This is a genomic window from Rhizobium pisi, assembly GCF_003938655.1.
Lineage (GTDB): Bacteria > Pseudomonadota > Alphaproteobacteria > Rhizobiales > Rhizobiaceae > Rhizobium > Rhizobium pisi.
On record NZ_RJJT01000021.1, the window covers coordinates 55,194 to 75,434 of the forward strand.

The following is a 20,241-nucleotide window of genomic DNA, read 5'->3' on the forward strand; positions in this document are numbered from 1 at the left end:
GGTCTTAGCGATTGTGACCGAAATTCCGGTCCCTGTCGCGGTCGTGGTTTCCGCCTCGATCGCCATCATGGTCTCCGCCGCGATGATGATCTCCATCATGGTCGTGATTGTGGTCGCGACCCCCGTCATCCCCGCGGTCTCCGTAGTTACCATGGTCACCATCGTCGTGGCCGCCCGGGCTGTCGTGATGATCGTGGTCTCCGTGGCCGTCCGGCTTATCATGCCCGTCATCCCTGTCGGGTTTATCCGGCTTGTCGTGATGCGGTCTGTCAGGCTTGTCGGACCGTTCCTTCTGCGGCTCGGCGCGTTCTTGCGGCGGGTCCTGCCTCGGCGGGCTGGGTGTGGGGGCCTGATTTGGCGCAGGTCTGTCGCTTCTTTCCGGCGCGGCCGAAGCCATGTTGCAGCCGCCGAGCAGGCCGAGACGGCCCGAAAGCTGCTGGTTGCCGGAAAGGAAGGGCAGGGCGCGCTGATTTCCGAGCGCCGCGAGAACGCGGCGATCGGCGGGGCGGGTCGCCGTCATGTTGCCGTTCGGCTTGGCAATGACGCAATCGCAGTGCTGCTGCAGCTGCCGGCAGCCGCCCGGGCCACAGAAGCTGGCGGCGCCGTTCAGCAGCACGACGGCGGTGGTGCCGTCCCGATCGACATAGAAATCGAATGCGGTGCCGCGCACGCCGATCGTGCCCGCGGGCGTGAGGATCTGGTAGGCGGAGGATTGCGAATTGCCGCTGACCCAGCGGAAGGTTCCCTTCGCGGCCCTAATGGTGAGTTTCCTCACGGATTGTGAATCGTCGAAGACATATTTGTCGATGACGACCGAAGAACCCCAGCCGACGGCCAGCTTGGTGCCGTCGCGAAACAGGAACTGGCCGAGGCCGGATTGCGATGTCCGGATGCGCTCGTCGCGGTGAACACTCGTGTTGACCTCGATCGGGCCGTCTTGTCCTGTCACTTCGGTCTTGATGACGACGGCCTGGCCGACTGGCTCGGCGGCGGGCGCGGGCTGCGCACTGGCGAGCGCGATGGAAAGCGCCGCGATGAATGAACGCCGACCCGACATGATACACGTACCCCGGAACCTAGGGAGAATTAACATTTTAGTAACTGCTTGTCTTCTCGCCCAGTTGGGCTACGCGGGATCGGCGGTCGAGCCTGCGCACGGGCTTTTGCGTTCCCCTTGCGAGGGGTAATCGCCCGAGATCCGCAGGCCGAGCATGGCGCCGGTCGAAAACCGTGCAGTTTTCGACGTCATGTCGTTCAGTGTCAAAAGCAGGGCTCTCGCGCGTCGCAAAAGAACCGTTGTGCCGCATTTGGATTTGCGATTTGTATTGGCGCGGAGAACAGCCCTTTCCCGAAGGAGAAGTAGGCGGATGCGGAAATATTCGGTTTTTGCCGTGGCGCGGGAGGCCCTGCGTGGCCACAGAGGCTGGGAGAAGCAGTGGACTTCACCCGAGCCGCGCGCCGAGTACGACGTCGTCATCATCGGCGCCGGCGGCCATGGTCTCGGAGCCGCCTATTATCTTGCCAAAGAGCACGGCATCACCAATGTGGCGGTGATCGAGAAAGGCTGGCTCGGCGGAGGCAATACCGGGCGCAACACCACGATCATCCGCTCGAACTATCTCTATGAAGAGAGCATGCACATCTACGAGCACTCGATGAAGCTCTGGGAAGGGCTTTCTCAGGAGCTCAACTATAATGTGATGTATTCGCCGCGTGGCGTGATGATGCTCTCGCACAATATTCACGACCAGCAGTCCTTCAAGCGGCACATCCATGCCAACCGGCTCTATGGCATCGACAACGAATGGCTGACGCCGGAACAGGCGAAAGCCTACTGCCCGCCGCTCGACATCTCGGCCAGCGCGCGTTACCCGATCAACGGCGCAGCACTGCAGCGGCGCGGCGGCACGGCGCGTCACGACGCGGTTGCCTGGGGTTATGCGCGGGCGGCATCCGACCGCGGGGTCCATATTATCCAGAATTGCGAAGTGACGGGCATCCGTCGCGGTCCTGACGGACGGGTGACCGGTGTCGAGACCTCGCGCGGCTTCATCGGCGCCAGAAAAATCGGCGTGTCGGCGGCCGGCCATACGACGACGGTCATGAAGATGGCTGATGTGCGTGTGCCACTGCAATCGAGCCCGCTGCAAGCGCTGGTTTCCGAGCCGCTGAAACCGATCTTCCCGTGCGTCGTCATGTCGAACACGGTGCATGCCTATATCTCCCAGTCCGACAAGGGAGAGCTCGTCATCGGCGCCGGTACCGACCAGTACAATTCCTACTCGCAGACCGGCGGGCTGCAGATCATCACCCATACGCTCGATGCCATCTGCGAACTTTTCCCGATGTTCCGGCGCGTCAAGATGATGCGGCAATGGGGCGGCATCGTCGACAATACGCCGGACCGTTCGGCGATCCAGTCGAAGACGCCGGTTCCCGGGCTTTACGTCAATTGCGGCTGGGGCACCGGCGGCTTCAAGGCGACGCCGGGCGCGGCCAATCTCTTCGCGCACCTCATCGCCCGCGACGAGCCGCATAAGTTCAACGCCGGCCTGACGCTGGAACGCTTCCGCAGCGGCCGGCTGATCGACGAGGCGGCGGCAGCGGCGGTGGCGCACTGATGATGAGTGCTTCCGCTCAGATGCTTGCTCCTTTCGTTGCTCACCCCCTCATCCGCCTTGCAGGCACCTTCTCTCCGCTGGGGAGAAGGGGAGGAGAAGGAATTTCCACATGCTGCTGATCCATTGCCCTTATTGCCAGGAAGAGCGCTCCGAACTCGAATTCCGCGGCGCCGGTGACGCGCATATCGTGCGGCCCGCCGATATCGCTGCGATCTCGGACGAGGAATTCGAGGCCTATTTCTTTCTGCGTGACAACCCGAAAGGGCTGATATTCGAACGCTGGCGGCATATTCACGGCTGCGGGCGCTTCTTCAATGCGGCGCGCGACACGGTGAGCGACAGGTTCATCGCGACTTACAAGGCGGGTGAGCCGAGGCCGCGGATCGGCGCGGAAGCCGAGCAGCACGAGCCTGTCGAGACATACGAAGCTCTGGAAGGAGAGGCCCAATGAGCGGCGTCAACCGTATCGCCGGCAAGGGGCGCCTGACGCCGGCCAAGACTGCGCGCTTCAGCTTCGACGGTCAGGCCTATGCGGCGCTTGAAGGCGATACCGTCGCCTCGGCGCTGATCGCCCACGGCGTGCATCTCGTCGGTCGGTCGTTCAAATATCACCGCCCGCGCGGCATTCTCTCGGCGGGCGCCGAGGAGCCGAATGCGCTGATCGACGTCGCCCGCGATGCGGCGCGCAAGCAGCCGAACGTGCGCGCGACGGTGCAGGAAGTTTTCGACGGCATGATCGTCAAGTCGCAGAACCGCTGGCCCTCGCTCGCCCGCGATGTCGGCGCCATCAACAATCTGATGTCGCCGTTCTTCGCCGCCGGTTTCTACTACAAGACCTTCATGTGGCCGCGCGCCGCCTGGAAGCATGTCTACGAACCGCTCATCCGTCGCGCCGCCGGCCTCGGCGTTGCGCCGACCGAAGGCGATCCGGATCATTATGCGAGCCGCTATGCCCATTGCGACGTGCTGGTGGTCGGCGCTGGCATCGCTGGTCTCTCGGCGGCGCTGGCCGCGGCACAGACCGGCGCCAGGGTGATCCTCTGCGATGAGCAGGCGGAAGCCGGCGGGGCGCTGCGCTACGATGCCGGCGCGAAAATCGACGGGCAGGAAGGCTTCGCCTGGGCGCAGAAGGCCGTGGCGCAGTTGAAGGCGATGGACAATGTCGAAGTGCTGCTGCGCACGACCGCCTTCGGCTACTACAACCACAATTTCGTCGGCCTTGCCGAACGCGTCACCGATCATCTCGCCAATCCCGCCCATGATCTTCCGCGCGAACGGCTCTGGCAGGTCCGGGCCAAGCGGGTGATCCTCGCCAACGGCGCGATCGAACGGCACATGGTGTTCCCGAACAACGACCGGCCGGGCATCATGCTGGCCTCGGCGGCGCGGACCTATCTCAACCATTACGGCGTTGCCGTCGGCAAGAACGTCGGCATCTATACGGCGCATGACTCGGCTTACGAGGCGGCTTTCGACCTGAAGCGGGCTGGCGTTTCGATCGCCGCCATCATCGATGTCAGGCAGGCTCCGGGTGCGGCGGTCCTGGTAGAGGCGCGCGCGCTCGGCATTGATGTCCTCGTCGGCCAGTCGGTCGTCAACACGGCAGGGCGGCTGCGCATCTCATCGATGACGGTGGCGCGCAACGGCGGCGGTTCGCAGCGCAAGATTGCGGTCGATGCGCTGCTGGTTTCGGCCGGCTGGACGCCGTCCGTCCATCTGTTCTCGCAGTCGCGCGGCAAGGTGGCATTCGATGCCGAAAGCCAACGCTTCCTGCCCGGAACCTATGCGCAGGACTGCCTCTCGGTCGGCGCCTGCAATGGTACCGACGACCTGCAGCGGACGATCGAGGAGTCGCTTGCCGCCGGCGAGTTGATGGCGAAGGCCAGCGGCAAGAGCGGTGGCGAGAAGATCGCCCTCTCGGGTGAGCAGGCCTATGAGTGGACGGGCGGCATGATCGGCGCTGCCGAAGGCGCCGGGCCGAAGACGAACGCCAAGGCCTTCATCGATTTCCAGCACGACGTCTGTGCCAAGGATATCCGCCTTGCGGTGCGCGAAGGCATGCATTCGATCGAGCATATCAAGCGCTTCACGACCAACGGCATGGCTTCGGACCAGGGCAAGCTTTCCAACATGCACGGCCTGGCGATCGCCGCCGAAATGCTGGGTAAGGAAATCCCGCAGGTCGGGCTCACCACCTTCCGCGCGCCCTATACGCCTGTCAGCTACGGCACGCTGGTCGGCCATTCGCGCGGTGAACTGTTCGATCCGACACGCAAGACGCCGCTGCACGCCTGGGAAGAAGCCCACGGCGCAGTCTTCGAAGATGTCGGCAACTGGAAACGCGCCTGGTTCTATCCCCGGGCCGGCGAAACCATGCACCAGGCGGTCGCGCGCGAATGCCGGACGGCACGCGAGTCTGCAGGCATCTTCGACGCTTCGACGCTCGGCAAGATCGAGGTGGTGGGGCCGGATGCGGCGAAATTCCTCAACCTCATCTATACGAATGCCTGGGACACGCTGAAGCCCGGCAAGGCCCGTTACGGCATCATGACGCGCGAGGACGGCTTCGTTTACGACGACGGTGTCGTCGGACGTCTCGCGGAGGACCGTTTCCACGTGACGACGACGACCGGCGGCGCGCCGCGAGTTCTCCATCACATGGAGGATTACCTGCAGACGGAATTCCCGGATCTGAAGGTATGGCTGACCTCGGTGACCGAACAATGGGCTGTCATCGCGGTGCAGGGGCCGAAGGCGCGCGAGATCGTCGCGCCGCTGGTCGAAGGGGTCGACCTTTCGAACGAAGCCTTCCCGCATATGAGCGTTGCCGAGTGCACGGTCTGCGGCGTGCCGGCGCGACTCTTCCGCGTCTCCTTCACCGGCGAAATCGGTTTCGAAATCAACGTGCCGGCCGACTACGGCCAGTCGGTGCTCGAAGCCGTCTGGGCCAATGCCGAGCCGCTCGGCGCTTGCGTCTACGGCACAGAGACAATGCACGTCCTTCGCGCCGAGAAGGGCTACATTATCGTCGGCCAGGATACTGACGGCACCGTGACCCCCGATGACGCCGGCGTTGCCTGGGCGGTTTCCAAGAAAAAGAAGGATTTCGTCGGCATTCGCGGGCTGCAGCGGCCGGACCTCGTCAAGGAGGGACGCAAGCAACTTGTCGGTCTCGTCACCAAGGATCCGAAGCTGGTGCTCGAAGAAGGCGCGCAGGTCGTTGCCAATCCGAACGAGCCGAAACCGATGACCATGCTCGGTCATGTCACCTCGGCCTACTGGTCCGAAAGCTGCGGCAGGTCGATCGCCTTCGCGCTTGTCGCCGGCGGCCGGGCGCGGATGGGCGAGACGCTCTACGTGCCGATGCCGGACCGGACGATTCCCGTCGAAGTGACGGATCTGGTGTTCTTTGACAAGGAAGGAGGCCGCATCCATGGCTGATGTCGCAATTCGCAAGCCGGTGCTTGACGGCCGTCTCGGCGGTTCCGCAAACGTGCGGCTCACGGTGGCCCCGGTCGCGAGCCGGGTGGCGCTGCGCGCGCCGGCGGAATCGCTTGCAGCACTTTCCTCCGCTCTCGGCCTGTCCGTGCCGACCGCCCCGAAGACATCGAGCCGGGCCGGTGTCCGATCGGTACTCTGGATCGGGCCGGATGAGTGGCTGGTGATCGATGAGGCTGGCGCCGATCTGATGGCGGTATTTGCCGGCGCCGGAGCGCTGCATTCGGCGACCGACGTTTCCCATCGCAATGTCGCGATCATCGTCTCGGGACCTGGTGCGGAGAATACGCTTTCGGCCGGTTGCCCGCAGGATCTGTCGCTGTTTTCCTTCCCGGTCGGCGCCGCATCGCGCACGATCTTCGGCAAGGCGGAGATCGTGCTGTTGCGCACCGAAGAGGACACGTTCCGGGTCGAGTGCTGGCGGTCGTTTTCGGACTTCGTTTTCGGGCTGTTGGCCGAAGCGGCCGGTGATGCGGGACATTGAGGCCGGGGCAATTCCTGCATAGTCCTCTGTTCAAAGGATGGGCGGATGCTGCACCATGCTTTCCTCGGTGTTTCCGATATCGAACGGTCGGCGGCATTTTACGACGCCGCCCTTGCCGCGCTCGGGTATGTCAGGGTCTGGGACGACATCAGGCCTGGGCAAACAGGACAGGCAATTGGCTGCGGCCCTCGGGGCGGCGGCGACAAGCTGGCGATCAAGCATCGTCCTGACGGCCAGCGTCCACCCGGTCCGGGTTTTCATCTGGCTTTTGCCGCGCCGAGCCGGCAGGCGGTCGATGAGTTTCATGCGGCGGCAATCGCGCATGGCGGCCGTAACAATGGCCGTCCCGGCCTGCGTCCCGATTACGGCGAACACTACTATGCCGCCTTCGTCGTGGACCCAGATGGGCATGCCCTCGAAGCGGTGATCAATTCGCCAGTATAACAAGAGCGACGTTTCGCTCAGACGTCCTCAGGGCGATCCTTCGGGTCGAACTGGATGATGGTGATCCATTTTGCCGTCAGTGCCGGCTTCTTCTCGTTTTCGATTTCGATGGTCACGTCATAGGTGGTCATCAGCATGCCGCCGCCACGAAAGCGCGCCTCGGAGAGCAGGAAGCGGCCGCGGACGCGGGCGCCGCTCTTCACCGGCGTCATGAAGCGGACGCGATCGAAGCCGTAATTGATGCCCATGGTCTGCTCGCGCACTTTCGGCAGGCAGTTGTAGTTCATCGCCGACAGCAGAGACAGTGTCAGGAAGCCATGAGCAATGGTGCCGCCGAAGGGGCTCTCGGCCGCCGCGCGCTCGGGATCGACATGAATGAACTGGTGATCGTTGGTTGCTCCCGCAAAGGCGTCGATCATCGTCTGATCGACGGTGATCCAATCCGAAAGGCCCGTTTCCATGCCGATCAATCCCCGCACGTCGGAGAGTGAAATTTCCGTGCCCATGCATTCCTCGTGAGATAAGCGCGCCGCTTCAAAGCCTTATCGTGCATTTATGACGATTGCGACAAGGATTTGCCCAGGCGGACCAAGGGGGTCATTTTTCCACGAAAAAGGCGACTGAGCGTGGCTCGACGGTAACGCCGGCTCCGGCTTTTTTCGTCCCCTCCGGTGCCAGCTGGCGCCAACTCGCCTCGCCGTCCGAGGGAAGCGTGAAGATCTGGCGGCTGTCCGACCGGTTGAAGAGCACGGCAAGCCTGGTCTGCCTGCCCCGAGAGGAGCGGTCGCCCGTCGCAAGCAGCATGCCGAGGGTCGAGAGCGACGGTGTCTCCCATTCAGCGACGGTCATCGTTTCGCCGGAGAGCGAAATCCATTCGACGTCGCCATCTCCAGAGAGGAAGCCTGTTTCCGAAAAGACGGTGAAGCGGCGGCGCAGCTCTGCCACAAAGGCGGTGTGGGCGACGAGGTCCTCGTTTAGCGCCTTCCAGTCCAGCCAGGTGATCTCGTTGTCCTGGGAATAGGCGTTGTTGTTGCCGCGCTGGCTGCGGCCTCCCTCATCACCCGCCGTCAGCATGATGCTGCCGCGAGTGGCAAAGAGCGTTGATATCAGCGCCATCACGTCGTTTATCCGGCGCTTGCGGATTGTCGGGTATAGGGTTTCGCCCTCGACGCCGTTGTTCCAGGAATGGTTCTCGTTGTGGCCGTCGCGATTGTGCTCGCCGTTGGCGTCATTATGCTTTCCGGCGTAGGAGACGAGGTCGATCAGCGTGAAGCCGTCATGGGCGGCGAGGAAATTGACGCTGCGCGTCCCTTTGCCGTCGTTGCGGGAGAAGATGTCGGAAGAACCGGCAAGCGCCGTCGCGAGCGAGCCGGTCTTCCATTGGTCGCCGCGCCAATAGCAGCGCAGGTCGTCGCGAACCCGGTCGTTCCATTCGAGGAAGGGACTGGGGAAATTGCCGAGCTGGTAACCGCCGGGACCGATATCCCAGGGTTCGGCGATCATGATGCGGTCGGCAAGCACATCGTCCGCCAGGATCGCGGCAAGCGTTCCCCCGTCGCGCTGGAAGCCCGTCGCGGTGCGGCCGAGCACGGGAGCGAGATCGAAGCGAAAACCGTCGACGCCGGCATTGAGCACGAAGTGGCGCAGGCTGTCGATAACGAGGCGCCGGACCTCCGGATGATCGCAGGCAATCGTATTGCCTGTGCCGGTGTCGTTGACGAGCTCGCCGGGGCTGTTCTCGGCATGGCGGTAATAGTGCAGGTTATCGAGGCCGCGCAGCGACAGCGTCGCACCGTACCGATCGCTCTCGCCGGAATGGTTGAAGACGAGGTCGAGAATGACCGCGATGCCTTCGGCGTGGAGAGCCGCGACTGTCTGGCGCAATTCCGCCATGCCGCCCGGAACAAGCCGCGGGTCGAGCGCCATCAGGCCAACGGGATTGTAGCCCCAGCCGTTGGTGAGGCCGAGCGGCGGCAGGTGGCGTTCGTCGATCCAGGCGGTAATCGGCATCAATTCGACGGCATCGACACCGATCCGCTTCAGATGCGCGATGATGGAGGGATGGGCAAGAGCTGCAACCGTGCCGCGCTCGGCTTCCGGAACATCAGGGTGGAGAATGGTGAACGGCCGCACCGCCACCTCGTAAATAAAGCCGCCCGGTTTGAAGAGCGGCTTGCCGATTGCCGCCGGGGTATCGGTAGTGACGATCGCCTTCGGCATCAGATCCTGGCTGTCTTCGCCATAGATGCCGAGGCGGGGATCGTAGCGGAACGGCCGGTCGATTTCCTTGGCGTAAGGGTCGAGCAGCAGTTTGGAGGGATCGAACCAGAGGCCGTTGTCGGGCGCATAGATGCCGTCGGCGCGATAGCCGTAGCGGGCGCCTTGCCTGAGGCCGTCGACGAAAAGGCGATGAATGTGATTGCTGTCGCGCGCCATGGGCAGGCGCGCGAATTCCCTGTTGCCGTCATCCTCGAAGAGGCAGAGTTCGATCTGTGCGGCATGATGCGACCACACGGCAAATTCGACGCCGGTCTCGAAGACGATTGCGCCGCCTTGCGCCGAATTGTGACCCCGCATGTTCCCCCCGGATCAGGTGATCACAGTTGGCTCATCGCGTCCCGTGCGCTCACGAATGCTGGCAATGCTTTCGGCGGCGGCGATGAGATCGGCGAGCGCTTCCTGCGTTTCTATGTTGTGACGAGTCGAATCCGGCTCGTAGCGCTCGATATAGACACGCAAGGTTGCGCCAGACGTGCCGGTGCCGGACAGGCGGAAGACGACGCGGGAGCCGCCCTCGAAGAGCACGCGGATGCCCTGATGCTCGCTCACCGACTTGTCGACCGGATCGTGATAGGCAAAATCGTCGGCCTTCTCGACCTTCAGATTGCCGATGGTCCTGCCGGGCAGGGTAGAAAGCTGGCTGCGGAGATTGTCCATCAGGCCGTTCGCCGCATCGGTATCGAGACCTTCGTAATCGTGGCGCGAATAATAGTTGCGGCCATAGGTCTGCCAGTGCTGGGTGACGATGTCGGCGACACTCTCGCCGCGCACGGCAAGGATGTTCAGCCATAGCAGCACGGCCCAGAGACCGTCCTTTTCGCGCACGTGATTGGAACCGGTGCCGGAGCTTTCCTCGCCGCAGATCGTCGCCATGCCGGCATCGAGCAGGTTGCCGAAGAACTTCCAGCCGGTCGGCGTCTCGTACATGCCGATGCCGCGCTTTTCCGCGACGCGGTCGGCAGCGCCTGATGTCGGCATCGAGCGGGCAATGCCAGCGAGGCCGCCGGAATAGCCGGGAACGAGGTTGGCATTGGCGGCAAGGATCGCGAGGCTGTCGGAAGGCGTCACGAAGATGTCGCGGCCGATGATCAGGTTGCGGTCGCCGTCGCCGTCAGAGGCGGCGCCGAAATCGGGCGCGTCGTCGCCCATCATCTCATCGAAGAGTTCCTTGCAGTGAACCGGGTTCGGATCGGGATGATGGCCGCCGAAATCCGGCAGCGGCATGAAGTTGCGCACCGAGCCCGAGGGAGCGCCGAGGCGATTTTCGAAGATTTCCTTCGCGTAAGGGCCGGTGACGGCGCTCATCCCATCGAAGGCGATGCGGAAGCCGAGGCTGATCAGATTGCGGATGGCGCCGAAATCAAACAGCTCTTCCATCAGCGCGGCATAGTCCTCGACCGGGTCGATAACCGACAGGATCATGCCGCCGGGAAGTTCGTCCTTGCCGATGCGGTCGAGATTGACGTCGGCGAAATCGGCGATCTTGTAGCTGTCGATCGTCTTGGAGCGTGCATAGATAGCGTCGGTGATCTTTTCCGGCGCCGGGCCGCCATTGTTGATGTTGTATTTGATGCCGAAATCTTCGGTCGGGCCGCCGGGATTGTGGCTGGCCGAGAGAATGATGCCGCCGAAGGCCTTGTACTTGCGGATGATGTGGGAAGCGGCCGGCGTCGACAGGATGCCGCCCTTGCCGACCATGACCTTGCCGAAGCCGTTGGCGGCGGCCATCTTGACCGCCTTCTGGATGACTTCGCGATTGTAGTAGCGTCCGTCGCCGCCGATGACGAGGCACTTGCCCTGATAGCCTTCCAGCGAATCGAAGATCGACTGGATGAAGTTCTCCGCATAGTTCGGCTGCTGGAAGACCGGAACCTTCTTGCGCAGACCCGATGTGCCGGGTTTCTGGTCCAGATAGGGCGTGGTGGGTACGGACTTGTTCATTTTAGGTCACATGCCTTTCGAGACGAGGCTTGAATAGAGGGCAGCGTAGCGTTCGGCGCTCTTCTCCCAGGAGACATCCGATTTCATGCCTTGCTTTTGCAATTGGGTCCAGAGTTTTCGATCCGCATAAAGATGCATCGCACGGCGGATTGCCTGTAGCATGCCCGTTTCGGTTATGGGCGCAAATTGTATGCCCGTTGCCACTTTCGCCGCAAGTGCGGCATGATTGGCGTCGATGACAGTGTCGTTGAGCCCGCCGGTGCGGGCGACGATCGGCACGCAGCCGTAACGCAGGCCATAAAGCTGGGTGAGGCCGCAGGGTTCGAAGCGCGAGGGAATGATGATCGCGTCGCAGCCGGCCTGCATCAGATGCGACATCGGCTCGTTATAGCCGATCGAGACGCCGATGCGGCCGGGATGGCGGGTGGCGGAGGCCAGCAGGGCGCCTTCAAGGGCCGCTTCGCCGGAGCCGAGCACGACGAGCTTGCCGCCCATGGCGACGATCTCGTCGGCGACGTTGGCGACAAGATCCATGCCCTTTTGCCAGGTGAGGCGGCTGATGACGCAGAAGATCGGGGCATCGTCATTGTCGAGGTGGAAGAATTCGGCGATCGACCGACGGTTCTCCTCGCGGTTCTTCAGCGTCGTCGGACCATAATGGGTGTGGACGACAGGATCGGTCGCCGGATTCCAGATATCGGTATCGATGCCGTTGACGATGCCGGAAAGATGGTCGATGCGGCTGGCGATGACGCCTTCGAGCCCCATGCCGAATTCGGGCGTCAGGATTTCATCGGCATAGGAGGGGCTGACTGTCGTGACCGCATGGGCGGTCTGGAGGCCGCCCTTGAGGAAGCCGACAGTGCCGTAATATTCGATGCCGTTGACGGCGAAGGCATGGGCGGGCAGACGCAGTCCGGGAAAGATCTCGGGACCGAACTGGCCCTGGAAGGCGATGTTATGGATGGTCAGCACACTCGGCAGTTCTGGGGTCGGATGGTAGCGCATGTAGACCGATGTCAGCGCTGCCTGCCAGTCATGGGTGTGGATCAGATCCGGCTGCCAGCCGGGCAACAGGCCGGCGGCGATCTCGGAGGCGGCGAGCGACAAAGCCGCGAAACGGCGCCAGTTATCGGGAAAATCCTTGCCGAGCGGATCGAGATAGGGTCCGCCAGGTCTGTCGTAATAGGCGGGCGCATCGAGGACGAGCAGATCGAGGCCCTCATGCTGGACCTCAAGCACGGTCGCGTGCTCACCGAGCAGATCGGGGAATTCGAGTCTCGCGACGGGATCGCGAATGACCTTCATGACGGCAGGATAGCCGGGCAGAAGGGTCTTGGTCTCGACCCCGAAGGCTTTCAGAGCAATGGGCAGGGCGCCGGACACATCGGCCAGACCCCCTGTCTTGATCAAAGGGAAGACTTCGGATGAAACCGAAAGAACTTTCATAAATCAGATATCCAGCTTGTCGATCATCGGTTGCGTGATCAGGCAGATGCCGCTTTCCGTCCGGCGAAAGCGCTTGGCGTCGAGCTCGGGATCCTCACCGACGACAAGGCCTTCCGGAATGACGACACCGTGGTCGATCACCACGTTCTTGAGCTGTGCGCGCCGTCCGATCTTCACGTTCGGCAGGATGACCGCCCCTTCCAGCTTGGAAAAGGAATTGGCCCTGACGCCGGTGAAGAGCAGGCTCTTGTTGAGGCTGGCGCCCGAGATGATGCAGTCGCCTGACACGACCGAGGACGTGGCCGAGCCGCGGCGGTCCTCGTCGTCATGGACGAATTTCGCCGGCGGAGTGATCTCGGCGTAGGTCCAGATCGGCCAGGACTTGTCGTAGATGTCGAGCTCCGGCACGATCGCCGTCAGGTCGATATTGGCCTGCCAATAGGCGTCGATCGTGCCGACGTCGCGCCAGTAGGGCTCGTGCTCGAAATCGGAGCGGACGCAGGATTTGGCAAAGCGGTGGGCGACCGCCTTACCGTTCTTGACGATATAGGGGATGATGTCCTTGCCGAAGTCGCGGCTCGAGTTCGGATCGGCGGCATCGCGGCGCAGCGCATCGAGCAGGAACTTGGTGTGGAAGACATAGATGCCCATCGAGGCGAGCGCGAAATCCGGCTTGTCGGGAATGGCTGGCGGATCGGCCGGCTTCTCGACGAAGGCGATGATATTGTCCTTTGCGTCGACATGCATGACGCCGAAGCCCACCGCTTCCATGCGCGGCACTTCCAGGCAACCGATGGTGACGTCGGCGCCGGAATCGACGTGCTGCTGCAGCATCCATTCATAGTCCATCTTGTAGACATGGTCGCCGGCGAGGATGACCATGTATTCGACGCCGTAATCCTCGATAATATCGATATTCTGATAGACGGCGTCGGCGGTACCTTCATACCATTGCGTCTCGGAAACGCGTTGCGAGGCGGGCAGGATGTCGAAGCTTTCGTTTCGTTCCGGGCGGAAGAAGTTCCAGCCGCGCTGCATGTGGCGGATCAGTGAATGCGCCTTGTATTGCGTGGCGACGCCGATGCGGCGAATGCCCGAATTCAGCGCGTTCGAGAGCGCGAAATCGATGATGCGCGCCTTGCCGCCGAAATAGACGGCGGGCTTGGCACGCCGGTCGGTGAGTTCCTTGAGACGGCTCCCCCTGCCGCCTGCAAGAACATAGGCCATTGCATCGCGGGCAAGTGGCTGAATACGCTTTTCTACCATTTTCTCCTCCCACCAGTCACTAATTTTCAGGTTCAAGCATGATCGTCGCCAAGGGCGGCAGAGTGATCGAGCAGGTGATGTTGCCGCCGGCATTGACGGCCTGCACGCGTCCGCCATTGCCCTTGCCGCTGCCGCCGTAAATGTCGGCATCGGTATTCAGGATTTCCCGCCAGCGGCCTGCGGAGGGCAGGCGTATCGAATAGTTCTCGCGATAGACGGGAGTAAAATTGGTGATGACGGCGATCGGTTTCTGGCCCGGCGCCTTGCGCAGCCAGGCGAAAACGGAATTTTCGCTGTCGTCGGCGACCAGCCATTCGAAGCCGTCGCCCTCGCAATCGCGCTCATACAGCGCCGGTTTGCTGCGATAGGTCAGATTGAGATCGCGCACCAGGCGGCGCATGCCCTCGTGCATGCGGTACTGAAGCAGGTTCCAGTCGAGCGACTTCTCTTCGCTCCACTCGCTCCACTGGGCGAATTCCTGGCCCATGAACAGCAGCTTCTTGCCGGGATAACCCCACATGTAGGCGTAGTAGGCGCGCAGATTGGCGAATTTCTGCCAGTCGTCGCCCGGCATCTTGGCAATCAGCGAGCCTTTCCCGTGGACGACCTCGTCATGCGACAACGGCAGGACGAAATTCTCCGAATAGGCGTAGAGCAGGCCGAAGGTGAGCTCGTTGTGATGGTGCCTGCGGTGTATGGGATCGCGGCTCATGTAGCTCAGCGTATCGTGCATGAAGCCCATGTTCCATTTGAAGCCGAAGCCGAGGCCACCCTCATGCACCGGCTGCGAGACCTTCGGCCAGGAGGTCGATTCCTCGGCGATGGTCATGACGTTGGAATTTTTGCCGTAGATGCGGATGTTGAGATCCTGCAGGAAACGGACGGCTTCCAGGTTCTCGTTGCCGCCATATTCGTTCGGGACCCATTCGCCGTGCTTGCGGGAATAGTCGAGGTAGAGCATCGAGGCGACGGCATCGACGCGCAGACCGTCGAGATGGAATTTCTCGGCCCAGTAGAGTGCGTTGTTGACGAGATAGGAGACGACCTCGGTGCGGCCGAAATTGTAGATCGCCGTGCTCCAGTCCGGGTGGAAGCCCTTGCGTGGATCTTCGTGCTCATAAAGCGCGGTGCCGTCGAACCAGCCAAGGCCGTGCTCGTCGGTCGGGAAATGCGCCGGCACCCAGTCGAGGATGACGCCGATGCCGACCTTGTGGCAGCCGTTGACGAAACGGGCAAAACCTTCCGGCTCGCCGAAACGGGCGGTCGGTGCATAGAGGCCAGTCGTTTGGTAACCCCAGGAGGGATCGTAGGGATACTCGGTGATCGGCAGGAATTCGATATGGGTGAAGCCCATGTCGGCGCAATAGGGGATGAGGCTGGAGGCGAGCTCGTCCCAGGAAAGCATCGTGCCGTCCTGACGGCGCTGCCAGGAAGCGGCGTGCACCTCGTAGATCGTGATCGGCTGACGGCGCTTGTCGGCCTCGCGCCAGTGCTTCAGATGGGCTTCGTCTTCCCATTCCTGCACCAGCTCGGCGGCGGTGATGGAAGCGGTCTTCGGCCTGAGCTCGCTGCGGCGGGCGAAAGGATCGGCCTTCAGTGGCAGCAGGACGCCGTCCTGGCCACGGATCTCGAACTTGTAGGCAACGCCAAGCGGGACATCGGGGGCGAAGATCTCCCAGATGCCGCTGTCGGCGCGGAAGCGCATCACGTGGCGGCGGCCGTCCCAATTGTTGAAATCGCCGACGACGGAAACGCGCTGCGCATTCGGCGCCCAGACGGCGAAGTGGATGCCCTGGGCGCCGTCATGCTTGATGAGATGGGCGCCCATCTTGTCGAATAGGCGAAGATGCGAGCCTTCACGGGCGAAATAATCATCCATCGGCCCGAGCACCGGACCGAAGCTGTAGGGGTCGGTCACGGCCCATTCGGCATCGCCGCGCCGGGCGCGGTAACGCACCGGCTGGAGCTTGGTCAGCGAAACCGGGCCGGCGAAGAAGCCGTCGCCATGGAGTTGCTTCAGTTCGCCGATGACGCTGCCATCCAGCGTCATGGCGGTCGCTTCCTCGGCACCCGGGATGAAGCACCGGGCGACAAAAGCGTCGCCGGCCTGGTGCACACCTAGGACGGCAAAGGGATTGGAATGCGAGCCGGCAAGGATCGCCGCGATTTCTTCTGCCGAAACTTCCCAGGAAAGCTTTACTTCAGGGACTGTTTTCGGCGTTTTCATCCGGCTCTCCAGATTTCGTCTGCATATTGCCTGATGGTGCGGTCGGAAGAGAACCAGCCCATCCGCGCCGTATTGTTGATCGTCTTGGTGTACCAGGCGGACTGGTTGGTCCAGATCTGGTCGACCTCACGCTGGGCCTGGGCATAGGCGTCGAAATCGGCGGCAACCATGAACCAATCGTGCGAATAGATGCCGTCGATCAGCGCCGTGTAACGGTTTCGGTCGTCAGGCGAGAAGACGCCGGAGCCGATGGCCGCGAGCGCCTGGGCGAGTTCGCGAGAATTCTCGATGATGGCGCGGGGATTGTGGCCATCGCTGCGGACTTTCGACACCTCGTCGGCCGTGAGGCCGAAGATGACGATGTTGTCCGCGCCGACATTGTCGCGCATCTCGACATTGGCGCCGTCGAGCGTGCCGATCGTCAGCGCGCCGTTGAGGCCGAACTTCATGTTGCCGGTGCCGGATGCTTCCATGCCGGCGGTCGAGATCTGCTCGGAGAGGTCGGCGGCCGGAACCATGACTTCGGCAAGCGATACATTGTAGTTCGGGACGAAGACGACCTTCAGCAGGCCGCGTACCGACGGATCGTTGTTGATCGTGCGGGCGACGTCGTTGATCAGCTTGATGATGAGCTTGGCGTTGTAATAACTCGGTGCCGCCTTGCCGGCGAAGAGCTTGACGCGCGGCACCCAGTCGAGCTCGGGATGCGAGCGGATCTGATCGTAGAGGGCGACGGCCTCGATAATGTTCAGCAGCTGGCGCTTGTATTCGTGGATGCGCTTGATCTGGATGTCGAACATCGCCGACGGATCGAGCTTCACGCCCATGCGACTGGCAACGAGATTGGAGAGCGCCACCTTGTTGGCGCGCTTCACCGCCGCGAACTTCTGCTGGAAGGTCGGATCGGAAGAATGCACGTCGAGCGCGCGCAGCTTTTCGGCGTCATCGAGGAATTCGTCGCCGATCGCCTCGCGGATCAGCCCGGTGAGGCCGGGATTACACTGCTGCAGCCAGCGGCGCGGGGTGATGCCGTTGGTCTTGTTGTTGATGCGATCGGGATAGAGTTTGTGCAGGTCGGCGAAAACAGTCACCTTCATCAAGTCGGTGTGCAGGGCCGACACGCCGTTGATCGAATGCGAGCCGACGAAAGCAAGGTTGCCCATGCGCACGCGGCGATCGCCGCTCTCCTCGATCAGCGAGATCGAGCGAATTTCTCCATCGGAGAAGTTCTTGCCCTTGCGGGCGTCGAGAAGGATCTTGGCATTGATTGCGTAAACGATCTGCATGTGGCGCGGCAGCAGGCGCTCGAAGAGCGGAACCGGCCAGCTTTCCAGCGCTTCCGGCAGAAGCGTATGGTTGGTGTAGGAAAAGGTGCGGCGGGTAATATCCCAGGCCTGCTCGAAATCCATGCCGTGCACGTCGCAGAGCAGGCGCACCAGTTCGGCGACCGAGACGGCCGGATGGGTGTCGTTCAGCTGGATCGCCACCTTATCCGGCAGCGAGGTGAAATCGTCATATTGCTGCAGGTGGCGGCGCAGAATGTCCTGCAGCGAGGCGGACGAGAAGAAGAACTCCTGGCGCAGGCGCAGTTCCTGGCCTGCAGGCGTCGCGTCGGCAGGATAGAGAACCCGGGTCAGGCTTTCTGCCTTGTTGCTTTCGCGCAGCGCCCCGATGTGATCGCCGGCATTGAAGGCGTCGAGCAGGATCGGATCGATCGGCTGCGCCGACCAGAGGCGCAGCGTATTGACGCGTTTTCCCCGCCAGCCGACGGCCGGCGTATCGAAGGCGGCGGCGATGACGCGCTCGGCCGGTTTCCACACATAGCGCGGCTGATCGTCATGGGTGGTGATGAATTCGACGGCGCCGCCGAAGCCGATTTCATAGGAGCTCTCACGGCGCTCGAACTCCCAGGGATTGCCGTGGGCAAGCCAGTTTTCGGGCAGTTCCACCTGCCAGCCGTCGGCCAGCTGCTGACGGAAGAGGCCGTGGACATAGCGGATGCCGTAGCCATAGGCCGGAACGTCGACGGTTGCCATGCTCTCCATGAAGCAGGCGGCGAGACGCCCGAGGCCGCCGTTGCCGAGCGCGGCATCCGGCTCCAGGCCTGCAATGACGTTGACGTCGACCCCGAGCGAGGCGAGCGCATCGCGCACCTGTTCCATCAGGCCGAGGTTGGAGACGGCGTCGCGCATCAGGCGGCCGATGAGGAATTCGAGGGAAAGATAATAGACGCGCTTGGCGCCGGTCGCATAGACTTCGCGCGTGGAAGCCATCCACTTGTCAATGATGCGGTCGCGCACCACAAGGATCGTCGCCGTCAGCCAGTCATGCGGCTTTGCCACCTTGGCATCCTTGCCGATGCGGTAGGTCAGGCGTTCGATGATTTCTTCGGCGAGAATTTCCGGCTTTGAGCTGCGGGGAGCGGGAGAGGGGATAACCGGCTTGGAAACAGTGTTCATCGTCAGATCTCGCCAATTTTAATTTGGTTTCAGGATGTTATGCCTGATGCAATCAATTTGTCGCTTGCGCTGCCGACAGTTTATGCATCGTTACCAAGCACTTGCAACAAGGGATTTGGACAAACGAAAAATTTGCGAAACCTTCATATTCACGTCGTTCAAAGGGGTTGATTCCAATCGCTTTTCTCGATCTGATGCGTGGGATAGTGATAACGAAAAGCCGCGCCGGTTTGTTCCCGCGCGGCTTTTCGTTTGGCTCTTTCACTGCGGCGTTGTCAGTTCGTCAAGCGCGTCACCTGTGCGGAAGCCTTCGCCCCGATCGCCTTGAACGCGGCCAGCAGGTCTTCCATTTTTTCCGCCTGGAAATAATGGGCGTCATCGGAGGCGCAATAATGCAGCAGCGCCTGTCCGCCCTCGGGCGCCATGAAAGCGATCGTATAGATTTCGATGCCCTTGGACTTCGCGGTGTCACATGTCGATTTGGTCAAGGTGTCGTATGACCGGCCGCCACGGCTATCGTCGTTATTATCGCCGTCCGTCATGAAGACGATGTATTTTTTGGGCACTTGTCCGGTTTTCTGCTTGTGGGCGGCGTCCTCGGCATCGTTGCCGGCAGCGTTTTTGGCAGTCAGGGACGAATAGGCCGTGCTCACGGCGCCGCTTGAATTCGTGCCGCCTCCGGTCTGAAGTGCGTTGACATAGCTGGTGACGCCGGTGGTTCCCCATGCAAGATTGCTTGGCGTGTACTGGACCAGATCGTAGGAAACGGCCCCGGTGCGTACATATTCGGCGTTGGGATCGGCGCTGTTGAGTTGGCTGAAGAGGTTTCCGGCCGCGATCTTCAGCGCCTCTATCTTTGTGTAGTACTTTGTGCGGCTGCCGGTGCAGGTGTCGAAAACCCACTTGTCCTTCTTATTGTAGTGACCGTTGCAGTCATAGGTGAATGGTTCCGTTGGATCGTCCTCATTGACGGTCGCCGTAGGATCTCCCATCGACCCCGATTTATCGAGCGCGAGGTACATGGAAATCGAACCCTGGCTTTGCGAATGGCCGCTGGTCGTCGTGCCCGACGTTGAAAGATGCTGCGTGCTGAAGCCGATCGCCTGCATGAGTGGATTGACCGCTAGATCATAGCTCGGTGAAACCGTCACCTGGTAGGTTGTCGACTTGCCCGATGTAGTCGTCTGGACATTGACGACGGTCGCGTTCTGGATATCGACGCCAGTCTGCAGGTAGTTCGCCATTTGCCCGGCGACGAAATTCCGCGCGAAGGTCTCAGCCTGCGAGGTTTGGATCGTGCCGTTCGCCAAGGCGGTAGCGGTTGCCAGCGCAGCCGAATCGGCTGCTTCCTGCAACTGTTGTTTCGAGAGCAAAATATCGCCCACCTGGATCGCCATGCCGGCAGCGCCAAGAAGAACGGGCATCAGGATCGCGGTCATGACGCCGAAGTTACCGCCTCGATCGCTGAACATGCGTCGCAGGCAGGGATGCAAAAAGGAGGTGCTCATCATGTTCACCTAACTGGAAACCCTGTGGGGTGATTTACGCACGCCTCTCCTTTCCGGCGTTCTT

At 62.0% G+C, this 20,241-nt stretch carries 14 protein-coding genes; 5 read left to right on the forward strand and 9 right to left on the reverse strand.

Annotated elements, in window-relative coordinates; genetic code table 11:
* Positions 1 to 4: 4 nt before the first annotated feature.
* Positions 5 to 1,057: a FecR family protein gene (locus tag EFD55_RS25310; RefSeq protein ID WP_125848597.1), complete on the reverse strand. Its 1,053-nt coding sequence runs from the start codon at positions 1,055 to 1,057 to the stop codon at positions 5 to 7.
* Positions 1,058 to 1,367: 310 nt separating this feature from the next.
* On the opposite strand from EFD55_RS25310, the gene EFD55_RS25315 reads away from it, so the two are divergent.
* The 5 genes from EFD55_RS25315 (at position 1,368) to EFD55_RS25335 (ending at position 7,047) form a co-directional block, all read left to right on the forward strand.
* Entirely contained in the window at positions 1,368 to 2,621 is a 1,254-nt protein-coding gene (locus EFD55_RS25315) for a sarcosine oxidase subunit beta family protein (RefSeq protein ID WP_125848599.1), read from the forward strand.
* Positions 2,622 to 2,730: 109 nt separating this feature from the next.
* Complete coding sequence (locus EFD55_RS25320; protein WP_125848602.1) at positions 2,731 to 3,072, forward strand: sarcosine oxidase subunit delta; 342 nt, start codon at positions 2,731 to 2,733, stop codon at positions 3,070 to 3,072.
* Entirely contained in the window at positions 3,069 to 6,062 is a 2,994-nt protein-coding gene (locus tag EFD55_RS25325) for a sarcosine oxidase subunit alpha (protein ID WP_125848604.1), read from the forward strand. Before EFD55_RS25320 ends, EFD55_RS25325 begins: the two co-directional genes overlap by 4 nt.
* Positions 6,055 to 6,603 (forward strand): sarcosine oxidase subunit gamma family protein, encoded by a 549-nt coding sequence (gene soxG / locus EFD55_RS25330; RefSeq protein ID WP_125848606.1) that lies wholly within the window; start codon positions 6,055 to 6,057, stop codon positions 6,601 to 6,603. The genes EFD55_RS25325 and soxG overlap by 8 nt, the downstream gene beginning before the upstream one ends.
* Before the next feature lie 45 nt (positions 6,604 to 6,648).
* Positions 6,649 to 7,047: a VOC family protein gene (locus EFD55_RS25335; protein WP_125848607.1), complete on the forward strand. Its 399-nt coding sequence runs from the start codon at positions 6,649 to 6,651 to the stop codon at positions 7,045 to 7,047.
* Between the two features lie 17 nt (positions 7,048 to 7,064).
* Here the strand turns inward: EFD55_RS25335 and EFD55_RS25340 are convergent, their stop codons facing one another.
* The 8 genes from EFD55_RS25340 to EFD55_RS25375 form a co-directional block, all read right to left on the reverse strand.
* Positions 7,065 to 7,553, reverse strand: a complete 489-nt coding sequence (locus EFD55_RS25340; RefSeq protein ID WP_125848609.1) for a MaoC family dehydratase — start codon at positions 7,551 to 7,553, stop codon at positions 7,065 to 7,067.
* A gap of 91 nt (positions 7,554 to 7,644) precedes the next feature.
* A complete protein-coding gene (glgX, locus tag EFD55_RS25345) occupies positions 7,645 to 9,624 on the reverse strand; it encodes a glycogen debranching protein GlgX (RefSeq protein WP_125848611.1) in 1,980 nt (659 codons plus the stop codon).
* A 12-nt stretch (positions 9,625 to 9,636) separates the two neighbouring features.
* A complete protein-coding gene (locus tag EFD55_RS25350) occupies positions 9,637 to 11,268 on the reverse strand; it encodes an alpha-D-glucose phosphate-specific phosphoglucomutase (RefSeq protein ID WP_125848613.1) in 1,632 nt (543 codons plus the stop codon).
* Positions 11,269 to 11,274: 6 nt separating this feature from the next.
* Positions 11,275 to 12,717, reverse strand: a complete 1,443-nt coding sequence (gene glgA, locus EFD55_RS25355) for a glycogen synthase GlgA (protein WP_125848615.1) — start codon at positions 12,715 to 12,717, stop codon at positions 11,275 to 11,277.
* Positions 12,718 to 12,720: 3 nt separating this feature from the next.
* Positions 12,721 to 13,983, reverse strand: coding sequence for a glucose-1-phosphate adenylyltransferase (gene glgC / locus EFD55_RS25360; protein WP_125848617.1), 1,263 nt, complete (start codon positions 13,981 to 13,983; stop codon positions 12,721 to 12,723).
* Positions 13,984 to 14,002: 19 nt separating this feature from the next.
* Positions 14,003 to 16,210: a 1,4-alpha-glucan branching protein GlgB gene (gene glgB / locus EFD55_RS25365; RefSeq protein ID WP_125848619.1), complete on the reverse strand. Its 2,208-nt coding sequence runs from the start codon at positions 16,208 to 16,210 to the stop codon at positions 14,003 to 14,005.
* Positions 16,207 to 18,669: a glycogen/starch/alpha-glucan phosphorylase gene (locus EFD55_RS25370; RefSeq protein WP_125848621.1), complete on the reverse strand. Its 2,463-nt coding sequence runs from the start codon at positions 18,667 to 18,669 to the stop codon at positions 16,207 to 16,209. The genes glgB and EFD55_RS25370 overlap by 4 nt, the downstream gene beginning before the upstream one ends.
* A gap of 275 nt (positions 18,670 to 18,944) precedes the next feature.
* On the reverse strand, positions 18,945 to 20,177 hold the full coding sequence (locus tag EFD55_RS25375; protein ID WP_125848623.1) for a vWA domain-containing protein: 1,233 nt from the start codon (positions 20,175 to 20,177) through the stop codon (positions 18,945 to 18,947).
* Between the last annotated feature and the right edge of the window lie 64 nt (positions 20,178 to 20,241).

Coding starts and splice junctions, on each gene's coding strand:
- glgA (WP_125848615.1), bottom strand. CDS start 12,717: ATGAAAGTTCTTTCGGTTTCATCCGAAGTCTTCCCTTTGATCAAGACA.
- EFD55_RS25315 (WP_125848599.1), top strand. CDS start 1,368: ATGCGGAAATATTCGGTTTTTGCCGTGGCGCGGGAGGCCCTGCGTGGC.
- EFD55_RS25325 (WP_125848604.1), top strand. CDS start 3,069: ATGAGCGGCGTCAACCGTATCGCCGGCAAGGGGCGCCTGACGCCGGCC.
- glgB (WP_125848619.1), bottom strand. CDS start 16,210: ATGAAAACGCCGAAAACAGTCCCTGAAGTAAAGCTTTCCTGGGAAGTT.
- EFD55_RS25340 (WP_125848609.1), bottom strand. CDS start 7,553: ATGGGCACGGAAATTTCACTCTCCGACGTGCGGGGATTGATCGGCATG.
- EFD55_RS25320 (WP_125848602.1), top strand. CDS start 2,731: ATGCTGCTGATCCATTGCCCTTATTGCCAGGAAGAGCGCTCCGAACTC.
- EFD55_RS25350 (WP_125848613.1), bottom strand. CDS start 11,268: ATGAACAAGTCCGTACCCACCACGCCCTATCTGGACCAGAAACCCGGC.
- EFD55_RS25375 (WP_125848623.1), bottom strand. CDS start 20,177: ATGAGCACCTCCTTTTTGCATCCCTGCCTGCGACGCATGTTCAGCGAT.
- soxG (WP_125848606.1), top strand. CDS start 6,055: ATGGCTGATGTCGCAATTCGCAAGCCGGTGCTTGACGGCCGTCTCGGC.
- EFD55_RS25370 (WP_125848621.1), bottom strand. CDS start 18,669: ATGAACACTGTTTCCAAGCCGGTTATCCCCTCTCCCGCTCCCCGCAGC.
- EFD55_RS25310 (WP_125848597.1), bottom strand. CDS start 1,057: ATGTCGGGTCGGCGTTCATTCATCGCGGCGCTTTCCATCGCGCTCGCC.
- EFD55_RS25335 (WP_125848607.1), top strand. CDS start 6,649: ATGCTGCACCATGCTTTCCTCGGTGTTTCCGATATCGAACGGTCGGCG.
- glgX (WP_125848611.1), bottom strand. CDS start 9,624: ATGCGGGGTCACAATTCGGCGCAAGGCGGCGCAATCGTCTTCGAGACC.
- glgC (WP_125848617.1), bottom strand. CDS start 13,983: ATGGTAGAAAAGCGTATTCAGCCACTTGCCCGCGATGCAATGGCCTAT.